Raw genomic sequence first — 19932 nt, 5'->3', positions numbered from 1 at the left:
GCTTCCTCGAGGGACACCTGGACGACTTTTCCCCTCTTAGTGGCACTCACGATTCCCACGAAGGACACCTGGAGGTCTTTTTCCCCTTTTAATGGCTCTCACGGCTTCCCCGAGGGACACTATAAGGAATTTTTCTCTTTTTAGTGGCTCTCACGGCTTCCCCGAGGGACACTATAAGGACTTTTTCTCTTTTTAGTGGCTCTCACGGCTTTCCTGAGGGACACTAAAAGGACTTCTTCCCTTTTTAGTGGCTCTCACGGCTTCCTCGAGGGGTACTAAAAGGACTTTTTCCCTTTTTAGTGCCTCTCATGGCTTCCACGAAGGACACCAGTTGATTAAAAGTAATTGATTTCCGCTCCAGGCGCCTACTCCGCTGGGCGGGCGGTTAATTATAAAACGAAGGCGGCGGTTCAGCGACGTAGAATTTAAGGCTCTCGCTTGAGATAAATAAATCACGAAGAGCGAATAGCCAACCAGCATCCGGCAACTGACCATACCATTATGGAATGTAGTCAGCGGTCCCCATATAAAAGCAAAAGCGGCGAAAGAAACATCACATTCCGCCGCCCAAACATTCTTCTAAAAAGGGGACGCCGCTGAACCCCTCAACTCATTAATGTTTAAAGTGTCGAACCCCAGTCATGACCATCGTGATTCCATATTCATCCGCTTTCTTGATTGAATCTTCATCGCGGATTGATCCACCCGGCTGGATGATGGCTGTAATTCCGGCTTTTGCTGCGGCTTCAACTGTGTCATCCATCGGGAAGAACGCATCAGATGCCATTGCTGCACCTTGTGATTTCGCTCCTGCCTGTTCAAGGGCAATTTTTGCGGCTCCGACACGATTCATTTGGCCGGCTCCGATTCCGATCGTCATATCTTTATCAGTAACAACGATCGCATTGGATTTCACGTGCTTGACGACCTTCCAGCCAAGTTTCAGAGCGTCCCATTCTGCTTCCGTCGGTTCGCGTTTGGTCGCGACTCTTACATCGGCATCTTCCAGTGTAAAGGTGTCGTCCTCCTGGACAAGAAGCCCGCCTTCAATGGACACGAATTTGTCTTCCACTTTCCTGGCAGTATCGAATGGAACCGTCAGCAGGCGGATATTTTTTTGCTTGTCAGGATCTCCATTGCTCTGTCTGTGAAGGCAGGCGCGATGATGATCTCAAGGAAAATTTCATGCAGGCGCGCCGCTGTTTCTTCATCTACTGCTCGGTTCAGGGCAATGATTCCCCCGAAAATGGACGTTGAATCCGCTTCATAGGCTTTTGAAAAAGCGGCTTCGATCGTTTCACCTGTGCCGACTCCGCACGGATTCATATGCTTCACTGCGACTGCGGCAGGTTGATCAAACTCTTTGACGATCTGAAGCGCTGCATTCGCATCGTTGATATTGTTATAGGATAATTCTTTTCCGTGAAGCTGCCTTGCCATGGCAACAGAGTATTCCGAACCAAGGGGCTGCTTATAAAAAGCGGCTTTCTGATGAGGGTTCTCGCCGTATCTTAATGTCTGCTTCAATTCATATGTCACTGTCATTGCCTCTGGACTTTCTTCTCCGGCAAGATCAGTCATGAATTGGGAGATATACGCATCATAGGCTGCTGTATGGCGGAACACTTTTGCCGCAAGCTTTTTCCGGAACAGCTCCGGGGCTTCTCCGTTTGCCTTGATTTCATTGACGACCTGATCATAGTCCTGGGAATCGACCACAACCGTTACATATTTATGGTTTTTGGCAGCTGCGCGAAGCATGGTCGGGCCGCCGATATCAATATTTTCAATAGCCTCTTCTTCAGAGACATTCGGTTTAGCGATTGTTTGCTGAAATGGGTAGAGGTTTACACAAACGAGGTCAATCGGAAAGATATCCTGTTCTTCCATCTGCTTGCGGTGTCCTTCGACATCTCTCTTGGCAAGCAGTCCTCCATGGATTTTCGGATGAAGGGTCTTCACTCTGCCTTCCATGATTTCCGGAAAGCCTGTCACTTCTTCAACGCCTTTGACTGAAATATCGTTTTCAAGCAGGATCGTTTTCGTTCCTCCAGTCGAGATGAGTTCATATCCAAGGTCTTGAAGATTCCTGGCGAATTCGACAATGCCGCTTTTATCTGACACGCTGATCAGTGCTCTTTTCTTCATAAAGCTATTCCTCCTTGTAGTGCAGTAACATGCTTATACTTTGTGAATCGATGTCATGAATAAATGAGTCAATGTTTCCGGATACAGCTGGTGCTCGACATCCTGGATCTTCTCCTGAAGCGTATGCCTGTTATCAAAAGGAGATATCCTGACAACTTCCTGGGCGATGATAGGGCCGGTGTCCATCCCTTCATCTACAAAATGGACGGTTACCCCCGTTACCTTTACGCCAGCATCGATCGCCTGTCCAACAGCATCCTTCCCTGGAAAAGAAGGCAGCAGCGATGGATGGATATTAACGATTCTCGCAGGAAAATTTTCAAGGAGAACATTTCCGATCAGCCTCATGTAGCCTGCCAGGACAAGGAAATCCACTCCCCTGTTTAACAGTTCCGCAGCAATTTCCCTTTCGAAGTCCGGTTTCGACTTATATTCTTTTGGATTAAAAGCAAAGATCGCGACCCCTGCTGCTTTTGCCCTTTCAATGACAAAGGCATCAGGACGGTCACACACCAGGATTTCCACCCTCGCCTGAAGTTTTCCGCTATGTACCGAGTCGACAATCGATTGAAAGTTCGTTCCGCTTCCAGAAGCAAATACTGCAATTTTCTTCATCATAGGTCCCCATTTCTGCCGAAGCAAATTTAAAAGGCGAAAGCCAAAATGGGAACTTGCACATACCACCCAGTTGGATAGAGTACCTTTGCACCCATTTTATCCTTCTTGCCTTTCTCCTTCAATGATCCGGACTCCCTCGCCGGAAGTTACTTTTCCTATGAGGTAAGCCTCTTCCCCGATTTCTTTGAAAAATTCCACTGCAGCTTCTGCTTCGGAAGCATCGACAGCAATGACAAATCCGATTCCCATATTAAAGATGTTGTACATTTCCTCACGAGGAATGCTTCCCAACTCCGACATCAAATTGAACAGCGCAGGAACCTCCCAGCGAGAAGCATCGATTTCCGTCCCCAGACCTTCAGGCAGCATCCTTGGAATGTTCTCAATGAATCCGCCGCCCGTTATATGGGACATTCCCTTGATCGAAAACTTCTTCATGGCCGCTAAAACCGGTTGGACGTAAATCCTGGTTGGAGTGAGCAAAGCTTCGCCAAGCGTCGATTCTAACTGAGGCAAATACGCATCCATTTCATACGAATGATCATTGAAAAAGATCTTTCTCACTAAAGAGTATCCATTACTGTGTATACCACTCGAAGCAAGGCCGACTAACATATTTCCTTCAGAAATTTCTTCGCCTGTGATTATCTTACTTTTTTCACAAGCTCCCACGGCAAAACCGGCAATGTCATACTCGTCTATTTCATATAAACCGGGCATTTCCGCCGTTTCGCCGCCTATGAGTCCGGCTCCTGCCATTTCACAGCCATCGGCAATCCCTTTTACGATGCTTTCGATTTTTTCAGGTACCGCTTTTCCGCAGGCGATATAGTCTAGAAAATAGAGGGGCTCGGCGCCCTGTACGATAATATCATTCACACACATCGCCACGCAGTCGATGCCGATCGTGTCGTGGCGGTCTGCCATGAAAGCAAGCTTCAGCTTCGTCCCTACACCGTCTGTGCCGGAAACCAAAACAGGCTCTTTCAATCCGAGTTCGGACAGGTCGAACATTCCGCCAAAGCCTCCAAGTGAGCCAAGCATGCCCTTTCGCTTCGTCCGTTCCACGTGCTTCTTGATCCGGTTTACCGATTCATAGCCGGCATCGATGTCGACACCCGCATTCTTGTAAGCATTAGCCATTATTCTTTCCTCCTAGCGTACGAGCTCTTTTTCATAAGGATGAAGGGTATCCGGATAAATTTCAGTCGGATATTTTCCGGTGAAGCAGGCAAGACAGTGGCCCCGGTTTTCAGAAGAATCCTTTCTGCCGACCGCTTCCACCATTCCTTCCGCACTTAAGAAGGTCAGCGAATCTGCTCCAATGATCTCCCTGATCTCTTCCACTGAACGGGTGCTGGCGATCAATTCTTCATGAGTGCTGGTATCAATTCCGTAGTAGCAAGGATTCTTGATCGGAGGCGAGCTGATGACCACATGGACCTCCGTTGCTCCCGCTTCCTTCAGCATCGTGACGATTCTCCGGCTTGTTGTCCCGCGGACAATCGAGTCATCAACCATCACAACACGTTTACCTTCCACAACACCCCTGACTGGAGAAAGCTTCATCTTCACACCCTGCTCCCTCAGCGACTGGGAAGGCTGGATGAACGTCCTGCCGACATACCGGTTCTTGATCAATCCCATCTCATAGGGAATTCCTGAAGCCTCCGCATAACCGATGGCACTGGAAATACTGGAGTCCGGCACACCTGTGACCACATCTGCCTCAATCGGGGCTTCTTTCGCTAGCTGAATGCCCATCCGCTTCCGCGCACTGTGAACATTGATGCCATGGATATTGCTGTCAGGTCTTGAAAAATAAACATACTCCATTGTACAAACGGACGTGTTGCATGAAATCGTGAACTTTTCTGACGTGATTCCTTCATCATTGATGATCAATAGTTCACCGGGCTCGACGTCACGAACGAATTCAGCACCCGTAATGTCAAAGGCACAAGTTTCCGATGCGACACAGTAAGAGTCTCCGATCCTGCCGAGTGACAGCGGCCTTAACCCGTTGGGATCCAGCGCAACCATCATTTCCGTTTCCGTCATGATGACAAAAGCGTAAGCTCCCTTAAGCATGGTCAAAGCATTTTTTACCCTGTCCTTTAAAGTCGGAAATCCGCTCCTCTTGATTAAATGGGCAAGAACCTCTGTATCAGAGCTTGTCTGAAAGATACTTCCCTGGCTTTCCAACTGATGCTTCAATGCATTGGCATTCACCAGATTGCCGTTATGAGCGAGAGCAAGACTTCCGTTTCCGGAATGAAAAAGCAGAGGCTGGACATTTTCATATCCTCCGCCTCCCGCCGTTGCATACCGCACGTGGCCGATGGCTGCTTTGCCATGCAAGTTGTCGATTGCTCCCTGCTGGAATACCTCTGTCACGAGTCCTTCACCTTTCAAGCCTGTAAGCTTTTCTCCATCCGACACGACTATTCCGGCACCTTCCTGACCGCGATGCTGGAGACTGTGCAGTCCGTAGTAGGCAATTTGGGAAGCATTGCTGTTCCCCCAGATGCCAAATACACCGCACTCTTCATTTAAGCCTTTGATTTCAGCAAGCATGGGATAGCTCCTTTCCAAGCTGATTCCAATTCTTCCACGGGTGATAACAGAACGACTTTGCCTTCTCCACCGACAATTTTCAGATAAGCTGAATCATTTACTTCTCCGACCATTTTCGCGTCAGGCACTTCTGCTTCAAACGCTTCTTTATGTTCCTTCTTCACTGAGACGATGAAGCGGGATTGAGTCTCGCTGAATAATTCTGATGTCAAATCCGCTCCGACGCGGATTGTCGCGCCGAGTCCATCAGTACCGAATGTAGCCTCCGCCATTGCGACAACGAGTCCGCCTTCAGCGATATCATGAGCCGATGCGGCATATCCTTTGCGGATGGCATTTAATAAGGACTCCTGTCTTCTCTTTTCAACATCCAAGTCAAGGGCCGGCGACTTGCCAAAGATTTTGCCGTACATCATCTTTTGAAGCTCGCTTCCGCCAAACTCGTTTGCTGCTTCGCCGATAACATAAATTAAATCTCCTACAGCCTTGAACTCCTGAGTCGTGATATGGGAAAGGTCTTCTACAAGCCCGACCATACCGACAACCGGCGTTGGATAGACGGCTTTGCCTTTTGACTCATTGTATAAAGAAACGTTTCCTCCGATGACAGGTGTGGAAAGCATGTTACAAGCCTCGCTCATACCGTCCACTGCTTTCTCTATCTGCCAGAAAATTTCCGGCTTCTCAGGGTTCCCGAAATTCAGGCAGTCTGTAATCGCGAGCGGAACGCCTCCTGAGCAGACGATATTGCGGGCTGCTTCTGCCACCGCGATCTTCCCTCCTGTTTCCGGATCAAGGTAGAGATAACGGGAGTTGCAATCCGTGGTCATCGCCAATGCCTTTTTTGTGCCTCTTATCCTGATGACCGCTGCATCCGATCCCGGGCTTACAACTGTGTTCGTGCGCACCTGATGATCGTATTGGTCATAGACCCACTCTTTGCTTGCAATCGTCGGCTGTGAAAGCAGCTTGATCAATGTGTCTTGGTGGTCGATCACAGCCGGCGTTTCCGCCTTCATTTCCTGGAACTCTCTAAAATACGCGGGTTCCTGAGATGGCTTATTGTATACAGGAGCGTCTTCAGCAAGTGCATCAACAGGCACGTCCGCAACGATTTCGCCTTTGTGAAGAAGTCTCAGCGTACGGTCCTCTGTTACACGGCCGATGGCCACTGCATCCAGGTCATACTTGGAAACGATCTTCTCGATTTCCGCTTCACGCCCTTTTTCCACGACAATCAGCATTCTTTCCTGTGATTCAGAGAGCATCATTTCATATGGAGTCATGTCTCTTTCACGCTGCGGCACAAGGTCGAGGTTCATCTCGATACCGGAACCGGCTTTACTCGCCATTTCGGCAGATGAACTGGTCAGTCCCGCTGCGCCCATATCCTGGATTCCGATAAGTGCATCCGACTTGATCAGTTCAAGACAGGCTTCCAATAGAAGTTTTTCCATGAACGGATCGCCGACCTGGACTGCCGGGCGCTTCTCTTCGGATTTTTCGCCAAGCTCTTCTGATGCAAATGTCGCTCCATGGATGCCGTCGCGCCCTGTTTTCGCGCCTATATACATCACAGTGTTGCCGGTTCCCTTGGCAATCCCTTTTTGGATGTCCTCATGGTTGATCAACCCGACACACATCGCATTTACAAGAGGGTTTCCTTCATAGGCAGCATCGAACTGGACTTCTCCGCCGACTGTCGGGATGCCGATGCAGTTTCCGTAGCCTGCAATGCCTGCGACTACTTCTTCAAAAAGGTACTTAACACGAGGAGAATCCAATTCTCCAAAGCGTAAAGAGTTGAGTAATGCGACAGGCCGCGCACCCATTGAAAATACATCTCGGATAATTCCGCCAACACCTGTTGCCGCGCCTTGATAAGGTTCGATCGCTGATGGATGATTATGGCTTTCAATCTTGAAAACAACTGCTTGCTGGTCTCCGATGTCGACAATTCCTGCTCCTTCCCCAGGCCCTTGAAGAACCCTCTCACCTGTCACAGGGAATTTCTTCAGGACCGGTTTTGAGTTTTTGTAGCTGCAATGCTCTGACCACATAACAGAGAAGAGTCCCGTTTCTGTATAGTTAGGCGTTCTTCCGAGGATGTTTTCCACCATTGTGAACTCTTCATCCGTCAGTCCCATCTCACGGTAAATTTTCTCGGTCTTGATTCTGGTTTCATTCGGTTCAAGCATTAACGGCATGTTGTTCCCTCCAGTGCTTTACAATTGATTGAAATAATTTAAGGCCATCCGCGCTTCCCAGCAGATCATCCATTGCTCGTTCAGGATGCGGCATCATTCCAAGGACATTTCCTGCAGCGTTCGTGATTCCTGCAATTGCAGCTGTACTTCCATTTGGATTGCTGCCTTCATATGAAAATACGATTCTGTTATTCTCTTTTAATTCTTTCAGAGTCTCTTCATCGCAGTAATAGTTGCCTTCCCCGTGGGCGACAGGCACTTGCAGGATTGCACCTTTTTCATAACTTCCGGTAAACAACGTTTCATTATTCTCAACCTTCAACGGCACCGTGCGGCAGATGAACTTCAAGCCATCATTGCGAAGAAGCGCCCCCGGAAGCAGTCCAGCTTCCAGTAAAATTTGAAACCCATTGCAGACACCAAGAACCGGTTTTCCCGCTTGAGCTGCTTTGACCACTTCACTCATGACATTGGAAAAACGGGCTATCGATCCGCAGCGCAGGTAATCTCCATAAGAGAATCCGCCCGGCAGAAGAATAGCATCATAGTCTTCCAGATTGTCAGCGTCATGCCAGACATATTCAACCTCTTCCCCGATTTCATCCTTGATGGCATGGTACATATCGATATCACAGTTCGAGCCCGGAAATACGATTACAGCAAACTTCATTGAACCGTCAACTCCTCAATTTCGTAGCGGTAATCCTCGATGACCGGATTGGCCAGCAGCTTGCTGCACATTTCATCAACGGTTTCTTCCACACTCTTATCAGAAGGAGAGATGGTCAGTTCCATATATTTACCGATGCGCACATCTTCCACACCGCTGTAATTCATGCTGTGAAGTGAGTTCTGGACAGCTTTCCCCTGTGGATCCAATACGCTTTCTCTTAACGTGATAAATACTTTTACTTTGTACATGCTTCTTTTCCTCCCAATCGTTCCAGAATAATAGAATAAACCTCTGTCAAACTGCCCAATCCCCTGCGGAATACATCTTTATCAAGCTTCTGGTCTGTTTCCATGTCCCAGAGCCTGCAGGTATCAGGCGAAATTTCGTCAGCGAGCACAATCTGGCCTTCACTGTCTTTTCCGAACTCCAGTTTGAAATCGATCAATTTGATGTCTATTTCCTCAAAAATTCCCGTTAACACTCCATCCACTTTCAACGCTTGAATCTTCAGGAACTCAACCTCTTCACGGCTTGCCAGCTCCAGTAGCTCGATATGGGCATCCGTCAGCAGCGGATCACCGAGCTCGTCGTCTTTATAGTAAAATTCCACGATACTGTGCCTTAAAGGTGTTCCTTCTTCCAATCCAAGTCGTTTCGCTAAACTTCCGGCCGCAACATTTCTGACCACAACCTCCAGAGGAATGATATCCACCCGTTTCACCAGCTGCTCATTCTCTGAAATCCTTTTGATAAAATGACTCTCAATCCCCTTGTTCTTCAGCTTTGAAAACAGCAGACTGCTAATCTCGTTATTCAAAACCCCTTTGCCGCCGATCTCCGCCTTCTTCTCCCCATTAAAGGCAGTCGCCGAATCCTTATATTCCACCCATACCTCTTCGTTGTTCTCCGTACTGTAGATCCTCTTTGCTTTCCCCTCGTATAAAAGACCCTGCTTCTGCATCCCCTGCACCCCTTTTCAATACTTTACCGCTTCACCGCACTAAGAGGAACAGTCACTCTTAGCGATTTAAAGCGTTAAATTATCATTGAATATTAGCAATCTTCAGTCTATGTTTCATAAAAAAGGAAGAGACCCCTCTCTTCCTTATATAGAATTACTTCAATCCGCAGCGCTCGAAGATCGTGTCGACATGCTTCAGGTGGTGACGGTAATCAAAGCAGTCGTCAATCTCAGCAGGTGAAAGCCTGGATGTGATTTTCTCTTCGCCCTCTATAAGAGTACGGAATGGCACTTGCTGCTCCCATGCTTCCATTGCTTTCGGCTGAACCGTATCATACGCTTCCTCACGAGCCATCCCTTTGTCGATAAGAGCAAGCAGGACACGCTGAGAATAAATCAGTCCGAGCGAAGCATTCATATTTCGCTGCATATTCTCAGGATAAACGGTCAGATTCTTAACGATATTGCTGAAACGGTTCAGCATATAGTTCAGCGCGATGGTCGCATCCGGCAGGATCACCCGTTCCGCGGAAGAGTGAGAGATATCACGCTCATGCCAAAGCGGAACATTCTCATAAGCAGTCATCATATATCCTCTGATGACACGGGCCATTCCTGTCATATTCTCCGACCCAATCGGATTGCGTTTATGCGGCATTGCGGAAGATCCTTTTTGGCCTTTCGCAAAAAATTCTTCCACTTCGCGCGTTTCACTTTTTTGAAGACCACGGATCTCCACGGCAAACTTCTCGATGGAAGTCGCAATCAGGGCGATCGTGCTCATGTAATGGGCGTGACGGTCGCGCTGCAGCGTCTGCGTTGAGACAGGCGCTGCGGTCAATCCGAGCTTTTCGCACACATAAGATTCGATGAAGGGATCGATATTCGCATAAGTCCCGACTGCACCGGAGATTTTACCGAACTCTACTCCTTCAGCCGCTTCTCTAAAACGCTTCAAGTTTCTCTTCATTTCTTCATACCAAAGGGCAAGCTTCAATCCGAACGTTGTCGGCTCCGCGTGTACACCATGCGTTCTCCCCATCATTACGGTATCCTTATGTTCAATCGCCTTATTCTTAAGGATCTCGATGAAGTTCTCCAGGTCCTTACTGATGATTTCGTTTGCCTGGCGAAGCACATAAGAAAGGGCGGTATCAACAACATCCGTTGAAGTCAGGCCGTAGTGAACCCATTTGCGCTCCTCGCCAAGCGTCTCGGAAACCGCTCTTGTAAAAGCCACCACATCATGCCGTGTTTCTTCTTCAATTTCTTTGATCCGCTCTACATCAAAGCCGGCATTCTCCCTGATCTTCGCAACATCCTCCTTAGGGATGTCGCCGATTTCAGCCCATGCCTCACAGGCCAATATCTCTACTTCAAGCCATGCCTGAAAGCGGTTCTCCTCTGTCCATATCGCTCCCATTTCCGGGCGGGTATAACGTTCAATCATGATAGTTTTCCTCCGATCGTCTCTTTACTGTCCCATATGCCTGTTTCATTTACTTTTTGTAACGTTGTCTCAATATCACTCGCCAGAATGGTCACATGCCCCATTTTGCGCTTCGCTTTTGGTTCATCTTTTCCATAGAGATGGAGGCTCCAGTCGGGCTGATTCGGGATGCTTTCCACCACTGCACCAAGATGTTCTCCCAATACATTGACCATAACTGCAGGTTTGATGATGTCCGTGCCTTTCAACGGCCAGTTGCAGATTGCCCTGATATGCTGCGCAAATTGCGACGTCTCACAGGCCTCGATGGAAAAGTGACCGGAATTATGCGGGCGCGGCGCCAGCTCATTAACATAAATCTCACCAGAAGCTGTTAAGAACATTTCAACAGCCAGTGTACCGACCATATCCAGAGTTTCAGCCACTTTTTTTGCTATACTTACAGCCTTCTCATTGTCTGTATGGCTTATTCTGGCAGGAGCAATAGTCTGATGAAGGATATTGTCGCGGTGGATATTCTCGACAGCCGGAAAAATACTGAGATTCCCCGAAGGTGTCCTTGTCACAATGACGGATACTTCTTTCTCAAAGAGCATCCATTTTTCAAGAACACAAGGTCCGTTAGCAAGCAGGACTGCGGCTTTTTCTATATCTCCCTCTTCATAGAGAACGACCTGCCCCTTGCCGTCATACCCGCCTCTTGCTGTCTTCAGGACAACCGGGTAGCCAAGCTTATCCGCCTTTCCGCCGATTTCCTGTTGGCTGTTGATGACTTCATAAGGAGCAACTTCCACCCCTCCGTATACTAGGGCTTCTTTTTCCGCAATCCTGTTCTGGGTAATCCGGATTAATTCCGCTCCCTGAGGAACATACGCTTTTTCCGTAAGGTCCTTCAGTGCTTCATAATCTATATTTTCAAATTCATATGTTATCACATCGCTGATTGCCGCCAGTTTTTCCAACGCATCACGATCTTCATAATCCGCTACGATCACCTCATCTGCAATCTGTGCGCATGGAGAGTTGCTGCCCGGGTCTAGAACAGCGATCTTGAAACCCGCTTCCTTCGCTGCCAGCGCCATCATTCTGCCAAGCTGGCCGCCGCCGATAATCCCGATTGTCTGTCCTGGGTAGATCACCTTGTTATTCAAGCTCATCACTGCTCTCCAACACTTTTTGTTTTAAAGCTTCTCTATTCTGATCCAGACGGCGGGCAATCTCCTCGTCCTGCGTTGAAAGAATCTGTGCCGCCAGCAGCCCCGCATTCTTCGCTCCCGCTTCACCGATCGCCACGGTCGCAACCGGAACACCGCCAGGCATCTGCACGATGGATAAAAGCGAATCCAGACCATTAAGGGCTTTGGACTGGACAGGCACACCGATGACAGGAAGAGTAGTTTTCGCTGCCAGCATTCCCGGAAGATGCGCGGCACCGCCAGCACCGGCAATGATCACTTTCAACCCTCTTTCACGGGCACTCTCTGCATAATCGAACATGAGGTCAGGCGTCCTGTGAGCAGAGACAACTTTTTTCTCGTAAATGATGCCATACTCGTCTAGAATATCACAAGCTTGCTTCATTGTTTTCCAATCAGAAGTACTTCCCATGACAACTCCTACTTTTGGCTGCATTTTGTTACCTCCTGGAATTTATATTTTGGTTCTATTTAATGGGTTCGTTGGATTTTTCTTTGGCGCGTGCTTCTGGCTGGTGCCAGCTTTAAAGCTCTAAAAACAACATCAACGGGCAGCTCTTATAAAGAGATAAAAACACAAAAGCCCGGATTAACGCTTCTCATGAGAGAAAGCAGTTAAACCGGGCTCCAACAACCTGGGCACCGGTCCCCCAAAAAAAGGATAGACCTGTGGCCGGGTTGTTTACCAGACAGCTACTTTCCCTCATAGTCCAGTCATTTACGGTAACCGGGTAGATACTTATGGGCCATATTCCCAAGATTATATGAGGGTGTTTTCTTGTTGTTTTCATCATAACAACAGCACAACGCAACTGTCAACGAGAAATCGAACGATAATAATATTCAGAAAATTAATGTTCGTATTTTAATCGTTTTTTCTTCCTTCAAATACAATTTTTTGTTTAGCAGGAACATATTCCACCTTGCCATTCTTCTTCTCTTCGTTAAAAACAGGCTTTTCCATCCTTCTCACAGGTGAATAGCCCTCCCGTTTCATTCTGTCGAGACACTGGGCAATACTTTCATTATCTTCCACTTCAAACATTTTTTTATTTTTGTTCATTGGCAGGCAAATTTTCCTTTCTGATTTTTCTAACTGTCTTCACCCAGAAGCCTCCGTGGATCGTCTTTGGCTCATAAGCGATAATGAAGGCTTTCGGATCCAGCTCCTTGATGGTCTGATAAAGCTTCATTTCATACTTTCTCGGGGTCAGGATCTGCATGGCCATCCTGTCTCCTTCCAGGCCATGGGCAGCCCAGTTGGTCACCCCATACCCTCTGGAACGTAATCTGTCTGGAAGGTCTTTATCATAATCTGCCGTAATCACATTGACGGTGATGTATCCCAGAGCGAGCTTCTCCTCAATTTTCATCCCGACAATGACTCCAAGTCCGTACCCAATAGCATAGGCCGCCAGATTCTGAATCTCGTTCAGATTATCCAATACCAGGCCGAGTCCCACAACATAAATGACAACTTCAAACATACTCACAAAAGCCGCAACATACCGGTAACCCTTCAAGGTAAGAATCATTCGCATCGTGAAAAATGAAACGTACACTATATTAATGATCAGAATGATGGCGACCATGACATAACTATTCTCAAGCAAGCCGTCTCTCCTCCTCTGATAATCCGAACAGCGGAAGGATTGAAATTGTCCCGCCATCCCCGGATTTCTACCTACTCTACTAGAATTTTCCCTTTTTGTGAACAGTTAATCCGCAAATTACGATAAAGGGCGAAAAGGAGTGACTGCACTGGGGTACATGAAGTGGGCAAACCGATAAGAAGATGTCCCCAAGTAGCTAGCTCGGGTACATGAAGTGGGTAAACCAAAGAGAAGATGTCCCCAAGTAGCTAGCTCGGGTACATGAAGTGGAGTGGACCGAAAAGAAGATGCCCCCAAGTAGCTAGCTCGGGTACATGAAGCGGGTAAACCAAAGAGAAGATGTTCCCAAGTAGCTAGCTCGGGTACATGAAGTGGGCAAACCGAAAAGAAGATGTCCCCAAGTAGCTAGCTCGGGTACATGAAGTGAGCAAACCAAAGAGAAGATGTCCCCAAGTAGCTAGCTCGGGTACATGAAGTGGGTAAACCAAAGAGAAGATGTCCCCAAGTAGCTTTTTTCCCTTTTCATCGGCAGAAACCACCATTTTATCGTCAATACTTCTACTCGCCCTCCATGAAAAGAAAAAAGAGAGTGGATACCCCACCCTCTTTTCACTATCTTCTTTCTGCCAGAGGAAGACTTACTTCTACTATCGTCCCTCTTCCCTGCACACTTTTAATGACCAGCGTCCCTTTATGCTCATGGGCAATCTTCTTGCAAAGGAGAAGGCCAAGTCCCGTTCCCTTTTCTTTGATAGAATAAAAGGGTTCACCCAGGCGCTTTAAACGCTCGGGGGCAATTCCCACACCTTCGTCCTTGATCCGGACCACTATGTTCTTGTGTTCTCGGATTGCCGATATATCTATTGTCCCACCACGCGGCATAGCTTCCAGGCTGTTCCTGAAGATATTCATAAACAGCTGCCGGATCTTTTCCTTTACTCCCCGAAGTTCCTGGCGGGAAGGAGTCATATGGAATTCGATACCTGCACCTCTCTCTATAAGCTGGCGCCTAAAGGAAGAAACCAAAGGAATGAGGATATCCTCGAACAGCAGGATATCTTCCTCCATTGCCGCTTCTGGTTCGGCCAAAGCAAGGAACTCGCTTGTAACTAAATTGATGCTTTCCAGCTCATTCAACACGATATCCAGATAGTCATGGTTAATCAACTCTTCATCACGCATCAACTTTAAAAATCCAAGGCTGCTTGTCAGGGGATTTTTGATCTCATGTGCCACACCTGCAGCAAGCTGTCCCGCGAGTGCAAGTTTTTCTTTCTCTTTGATAATCTTATCCATTTCAACCTTGCCCGTAATATCATGGAAAGTAGCAATGACTTTTTCTACTGTATCTTCATCATCTCTAAGGACATTCCTTGTATTGACAAGAACCCACTTCAGGGTGTTATGCGTTGGATGGTGGAAACCCAATATAAAATTCCTGATTTCCTTTTGCGTACGTACCGCTCTTCTCCACGGATGCTCTTTGAGGTCAAGTTCTGCACCATTCTCATCCAAAATCAGCCACTTGTGATTTTCCAAGCTTAGCTTCTTGATTTTCTCCTTGGAATACCCGATAATCTCCTCAGCATTCTGGTTGGCAAAAATAATCCTTCCGCTGCTATCCTGGACCGTTATGCCGCAAGCAATCGCATCATAATATTTCTCCCGCTGCTGTTCAAGTAATTTCCTGTCAGTGATATCATACATCGTGACTAAAGCTCCTTCATCCAAGCCAAGAGAAAGAACCTTCACTTCAAAATATTTCCGCTGCCCATTTTGAAATATATAGATTTCTTGCGGTTCATTTTCGTTCATCAAATCGAGAAGAAGGATCGGCTTCTGGCTCCCTCCTAATCCGGACAATCTATCAAATAAAGCTTGTCCCTCTATACCCGAGAAATCACTTTCTTCCCCGCCAAGCAATTTGACCAGGGAATGATTCACAAAGGTTACCCGACGATCTTGGCAAAGGCCGATGAGGATTTCATCTGTCGAACTCAGGATATTTTCCATCCTCCCGTTCATCTTCCTTAAATCAGATTCCGCCCTCTTTTGCATACTGACGTCTCTAATCACCAGGTGAATGAACGTCTCGTCCTGGACCTTCTTCGTAATCCCCTTCACTTCCACGGTCACTCTGCTGGAATCCGGCCTGATGACCTCGATATCAATAATATTATGGGATAAATTTTCCTTGTTCAGCATGCTGCTGAAATAGGCTGCAGCTTTATCCCTGTCAAAAGGATGCACTCTGGAGAACAATGAATCTCTTCTGGCCACTTCAGAAAGATAGCCTAAAATTTTCTGGGCCTCTTTGTTCAAATAAATCATATTTTCCTCTGAAAAAACTACAATGCCATCCGGGTTATCTTCAATAAGGCTGCGGTACTTTAAGGTACTCTCCAAAAGAGTTTCTTCATATTGCTTCCTTTGGGAAATATCAATACCCGACCCGATGATATATCCTTGTCCGGTTTCGTCCTCGTTCAAGAAGGATACCGACCATTGGATAAAAAGCTTCTCTCCCTCTTTTGATATCCAGCAGCCTTCATAATTTTCAACAGGATTAAAGCCTCTTTGACAGGCGCGTTTAAAGGATTTCCGCTGCTTTTCATTCACAAGGAAGTCCCAAATCACCCTGCCTTTCACCTCGTCTGTGGAGTAACCCGTCTTCAACTCACTGAACCTATTCATGCCAATGATTTGTCCGCACCGGTCCATGACAATGATATAAGCCTGCACACCATCAAGAAGCTCCATCGTTCTGTTCTTTTCAGCCAGCCACTTATCCTGGACAGCTTTTTTTGTCTCAATGTTCCTGATTATATGAAGAACAAATTGCTTACTGTTTACCTCAACCAATGATGACTTCATCTCAACAACAACAGATTCTCGGTCTTTTATGTGAAGCTCAAATTCAAGCATGGCCAGCTTTGTCTCTATAAGACGTTTTTTTATTAATTCCAACAGCATGCTGCTAATATTGGAAAACAGGGTTTGATCAGGATTCATTTTCAGCAAATCCTCCTTTTCATACCCAAGCAAATCACAAGCAGCAGGGTTCGCCCCTATAAAGAAGCAATCCCAGGAACCATCAGCGGCAAACTGCGTAATCAATACAGCATCATCAGTATTCTCGTAAAAGGCGGCAAGAAGGGCATGGATTTCCTTACTTACAGCGGTCGGGGCACTCATCCCTTCCCCCCTTTCCATATTAAAAATTTAAGAGATTTATAGAAAAAAATTGCGGTACACCAAAGCCAAAGTCTAATGATTGAAGTTTAAAAAGAGGAACAACTGCCCAGAAGATAAATGAGGAGTGTATATTACAACATTACTATTTCGAACTCTGAATTATAATTTAAAGGTATTCTAAAATGACAGAAAAGTCAATCACATATTAGATGAAATCGCAAACTTTAATGTGCGAAAATAGGCAGGATAGCTTCCACTATAAGGAGAAACAGTTACATATACCCCCTCAATTAGAGTTCCTTTGTCATAAAAACACTATTGGCATCTTCTTTATAATCTCCAAAGGGTTCACAGTAACTAAAACCAAAACGCTCATACAGCTTCCTGGCAGGTTCAAAAGCAATCATTGAACCCGTCTCCAAGCTCAGCCTTTTATAGCCCCGCTTCTCTGCCTCATTAATAATAAATTGAAGAATCTGTTTTGACACTCCCTTCCTCAAATGCAGAGGAGAAGTTTTCATCGACTTAATCTCCCCATGGCTGGAGTCCAGCTCTTTAAGGGCTCCGCAGCCAACCAGCTCTTCTTCCTCCCACGCACTCCAAAAAGTGATCCCTGGTTTCCTCAAACCGTCCAGATTCAATGCATGCCTGCTTTCTTCTGGTGAATGCAGCGCCATGTTCTGGAGGTGATCCATGATCAACGCCTTAACATCCTCACCCGTTAAATCATCCACCTTAATCTCCATAGTAATCACCCCTTATAATAGGCAGATACTAATCTAATCTTATGATTCTTCATCCTTCCGGAAAACCCTTTTTATTTTCTTTACTCAAACAAAACTGTTCTTCTTCCCTTCAGTTTCAGCCGATACCTAAAATTTTATTGCATTATAAAGTAATTTTAATTACTCTATAATAAAAGGAGTGATAATATGAGTAAAACATTCTTAGAATTTTTAAACCTGCAAAAATCTGCTATCAACTTAATCAAAGAGGAACAGTTTAAAGAGGCAATTTCAAATTTAGAAACTGCAAAAACCATTTTTCCTAATAAAATTGATAGAATCGGACATTGGCTATCAGGTATTTATTGTATACAGAATAATAAAGAGAAAGCTCTTTCAGAACTAAAAGAAGTCTTAAATAAAGGTTCATACTGGAATCCCGCCATACTAAAAAATGATACCGACTTGTCCATAATACAAGACTCAGAGGAATTTGCAGAAATCATCCATAAAAGCGGAAAATTATATAATTTTCATAAAAGGAACTCAAGTTCAGTACTTCATACGGTAGGAAATGATGAATCTGAAACCACTATTACCGCATTACATTGGAAAAATTCAAATGCCTTAGACTTTTCAGAGCAAATAGTGACAGACAATCTTAAAGAAAGATATTTATTTTCCTTTGTCCAATCCTCTCAATTGTTCAGTAATGGCTGCTATCATTGGGATGATTATGATGTGGCTAAGACAGATATTGAACGTCCACACTCTAAATCTAATAAAAGTAATATTATATTCGGTGCATCCCAAGGAGCAGATACAGCAATTAAAATGTATTTTGAACTCAATAGTAATTACGATACAGTTATTGCCCTAGTGCCTACTCTGTCTAACCTGGATACTATAGAAGAAACCTTAAAAAAACACCAAAAAACAAAGGTGAAATTGGTTATTATCACTGGGGACAAAGATTATTTCTATCATAACGTCATGGAGGCACTACCTACTTTTGAAAAATACAAGATTCCTTGTAAATTGATCGTTATAGAAGGAATGGGGCACACCATCCCTGATAACTTTGAAGAGTTGTTGGAGGAAAACATCAAATAGAAGCCGATTCCCCAATGAAATCGGCTGTTCCACTATCGATTTAACACTGAATTTAATATCTTTATTTTGTTCTTAAACAGCCTATCGGCACTGAAGACGAGGACGGCGATGAGCCGCGAATCTCTTCGTTCGCAAATATCAATCTTGATTACACGCTGAGGTTGTATTGGGAGGGCAGTTATCTCTAAGCAGCTGGCTTGGGTACATGAAGTGGAGCCAATAGGAAAGATCATGTCTCCAAGTAGCGAAGTTGGGAACATGATAAAGAGCCAATAGGAGAGATGATGTATCCAAGGAGCAAACTTGGGTACATGATGTGGAGCCAGCAAGAAAGATGATGTACCCAAGAAGCCAACTTGGGTACATGATATAGAGCTAACAGAAGAGATGATGTCTCCAAGCAGCGAACTTGGGTACATGATGTAGAGCCAATAGAAAAGATGATGTCTTCAAGCAGCGACCTTGGGTGCATGATGTGGAGCCAATAGAAAAGATGTTGTCTCCAAGCAGCGGCCTTGGGTACATGATGTAGAGCCAGCAAGAAAGATGATGTACCCAAGAAGCCAATTTGGGTACATGATAAAGAGCCAATAGGAAAGATCATATCTCCAAACAGCCAACTCGGGTACATGATGTGAATTCAGCGGGAAAGATCTCACCTTCAAGTATATGACCTTTTTGCTCTTCTTTCTGCTCCCCATCCTCGCTCCTGCTTTTTATTGAAGGGCGGAAGGGGATCTCCCCCTTTTCTTTTGGAATACAAAAAAAGAGCACCCCTTCGGGTACTCTTTTGATTGCCTGGCGACGTCCTACTCTCACAGGGGGAGTCCCCAACTACCATCGGCGCTGAAGGCGAGGACGGTGATGAGCGGCGAATCTCTTCGTCCGCTTCGCTCGTTCGCATCCTCATGGGCAGAGCCCACTCCGGTGCTCTCTCCCTCGTGTCCTCGACCTTCTTGCTTTTCTCCATCCTCGCTCCTGCGTTGAAAGAGAATCTACTTTGGGGATCTCCCCTTTTTTATACACAAAAAGAGACACCACTTCGGGTACTCTCTGATTGCCTGGCGACGTCCTACTCTCACAAGGGGAGTCCCCAACTACCATCGGCGCTGAAGGCTCGGACGGCGATGAGCGGCGAATCTCTTCGTCCGCTTCGCTCGTTCACATCCTCATGGGCAGAGCCCACTCCGGTGTTCTCTCCCTCTCGTCCTCGACCTTCTTGCTCCTCCCCATCCTCGCTCCTGCGTCTTATTAATTTGCGAAAGGGAAGAGCAGTCTCTCCTTTTCTTTTGTAACACAAAAGAGCACTCCTCGGGTACTCTCTGATTGCCTGGCGACGTCCTACTCTCACAGGGGGAGACCCAACTACCATCGGCGCTGAAGGCGAGGACGAGCGATGAGCGGCGAATCTCTTCGTCCGCTTCGCTCGTTCGCATCCTCAKTGGGCAGACGCCCA

The 19932-nt window shown here is 46.4% G+C and carries 15 protein-coding genes, 1 pseudogene and 1 riboswitch; of the genes and pseudogenes, 1 reads left to right on the top strand and 15 read right to left on the bottom strand.

The genetic code is table 11. The annotated features are described in order from the left end of the window. Positions 1–613: 613 nt before the first annotated feature. The 15 genes and pseudogenes from purH to B9Z54_RS03230 all read right to left on the bottom strand — a co-directional run bounded on the left by purH (position 614) and on the right by B9Z54_RS03230 (position 17384). A pseudogene (gene purH / locus B9Z54_RS03300) lies at positions 614–2148 on the bottom strand (bifunctional phosphoribosylaminoimidazolecarboxamide formyltransferase/IMP cyclohydrolase). A 33-nt stretch (positions 2149–2181) separates the two neighbouring features. Next, on the bottom strand, positions 2182–2763 hold the full coding sequence (gene purN / locus B9Z54_RS03295; protein ID WP_113927093.1) for a phosphoribosylglycinamide formyltransferase: 582 nt from the start codon (positions 2761–2763) through the stop codon (positions 2182–2184). A 99-nt stretch (positions 2764–2862) separates the two neighbouring features. Further along, positions 2863–3909, bottom strand: coding sequence for a phosphoribosylformylglycinamidine cyclo-ligase (gene purM, locus B9Z54_RS03290; protein ID WP_113927092.1), 1047 nt, complete (start codon positions 3907–3909; stop codon positions 2863–2865). Between the two features lie 12 nt (positions 3910–3921). After that, positions 3922–5343: an amidophosphoribosyltransferase gene (gene purF / locus B9Z54_RS03285; RefSeq protein ID WP_113927095.1), complete on the bottom strand. Its 1422-nt coding sequence runs from the start codon at positions 5341–5343 to the stop codon at positions 3922–3924. Beyond that, positions 5319–7550: a phosphoribosylformylglycinamidine synthase subunit PurL gene (purL, locus tag B9Z54_RS03280; RefSeq protein WP_113927091.1), complete on the bottom strand. Its 2232-nt coding sequence runs from the start codon at positions 7548–7550 to the stop codon at positions 5319–5321. Before purL ends, purF begins: the two co-directional genes overlap by 25 nt. Beyond that, complete coding sequence (purQ, locus tag B9Z54_RS03275; protein WP_113927090.1) at positions 7534–8220, bottom strand: phosphoribosylformylglycinamidine synthase subunit PurQ; 687 nt, start codon at positions 8218–8220, stop codon at positions 7534–7536. The genes purL and purQ overlap by 17 nt, the downstream gene beginning before the upstream one ends. After that, positions 8217–8471 carry a phosphoribosylformylglycinamidine synthase subunit PurS gene (gene purS, locus B9Z54_RS03270; RefSeq protein ID WP_113927089.1) on the bottom strand — a complete coding sequence of 85 codons (255 nt, stop codon included), beginning with the start codon at positions 8469–8471 and terminating at the stop codon, positions 8217–8219. The genes purQ and purS overlap by 4 nt, the downstream gene beginning before the upstream one ends. After that, the gene (gene purC, locus B9Z54_RS03265; RefSeq protein WP_113927088.1) at positions 8459–9184 is read right to left on the bottom strand and encodes a phosphoribosylaminoimidazolesuccinocarboxamide synthase; all 726 of its coding nucleotides are present in this window, start codon (positions 9182–9184) and stop codon (positions 8459–8461) included. Before purC ends, purS begins: the two co-directional genes overlap by 13 nt. 154 nt (positions 9185–9338) lie before the next feature. Then, positions 9339–10634 carry an adenylosuccinate lyase gene (purB, locus tag B9Z54_RS03260; protein ID WP_113927087.1) on the bottom strand — a complete coding sequence of 432 codons (1296 nt, stop codon included), beginning with the start codon at positions 10632–10634 and terminating at the stop codon, positions 9339–9341. Next, complete coding sequence (purK, locus tag B9Z54_RS03255) at positions 10631–11791, bottom strand: 5-(carboxyamino)imidazole ribonucleotide synthase (RefSeq protein WP_205207664.1); 1161 nt, start codon at positions 11789–11791, stop codon at positions 10631–10633. Before purK ends, purB begins: the two co-directional genes overlap by 4 nt. Next, positions 11778–12266, bottom strand: a complete 489-nt coding sequence (gene purE, locus B9Z54_RS03250; RefSeq protein ID WP_113927086.1) for a 5-(carboxyamino)imidazole ribonucleotide mutase — start codon at positions 12264–12266, stop codon at positions 11778–11780. Before purE ends, purK begins: the two co-directional genes overlap by 14 nt. Before the next feature lie 250 nt (positions 12267–12516). Further along, positions 12517–12618, bottom strand: a riboswitch (purine riboswitch). Between the two features lie 77 nt (positions 12619–12695). Beyond that, positions 12696–12893 (bottom strand): NETI motif-containing protein, encoded by a 198-nt coding sequence (locus B9Z54_RS03245; protein ID WP_113927085.1) that lies wholly within the window; start codon positions 12891–12893, stop codon positions 12696–12698. Further along, positions 12880–13422 (bottom strand): DUF2179 domain-containing protein, encoded by a 543-nt coding sequence (locus B9Z54_RS03240; protein WP_481747776.1) that lies wholly within the window; start codon positions 13420–13422, stop codon positions 12880–12882. The genes B9Z54_RS03245 and B9Z54_RS03240 overlap by 14 nt, the downstream gene beginning before the upstream one ends. 633 nt (positions 13423–14055) lie before the next feature. Further along, complete coding sequence (locus tag B9Z54_RS03235; RefSeq protein WP_162785076.1) at positions 14056–16638, bottom strand: PAS domain S-box protein; 2583 nt, start codon at positions 16636–16638, stop codon at positions 14056–14058. A gap of 290 nt (positions 16639–16928) precedes the next feature. Then, positions 16929–17384 carry a GNAT family N-acetyltransferase gene (locus tag B9Z54_RS03230; RefSeq protein WP_113927082.1) on the bottom strand — a complete coding sequence of 152 codons (456 nt, stop codon included), beginning with the start codon at positions 17382–17384 and terminating at the stop codon, positions 16929–16931. Between the two features lie 186 nt (positions 17385–17570). On the opposite strand from B9Z54_RS03230, the gene B9Z54_RS03225 reads away from it, so the two are divergent. Continuing rightward, on the top strand, positions 17571–18476 hold the full coding sequence (locus tag B9Z54_RS03225; RefSeq protein ID WP_113927081.1) for a hypothetical protein: 906 nt from the start codon (positions 17571–17573) through the stop codon (positions 18474–18476). Positions 18477–19932: the final 1456 nt, after the last annotated feature.

This window comes from Bacillus sp. P14.5 (genome assembly GCF_003316765.1).
Classification (GTDB): Bacteria; Bacillota; Bacilli; order Bacillales; family Bacillaceae_B; genus Rossellomorea.
This window is presented reverse-complemented; position numbering and strand designations above follow the sequence as displayed.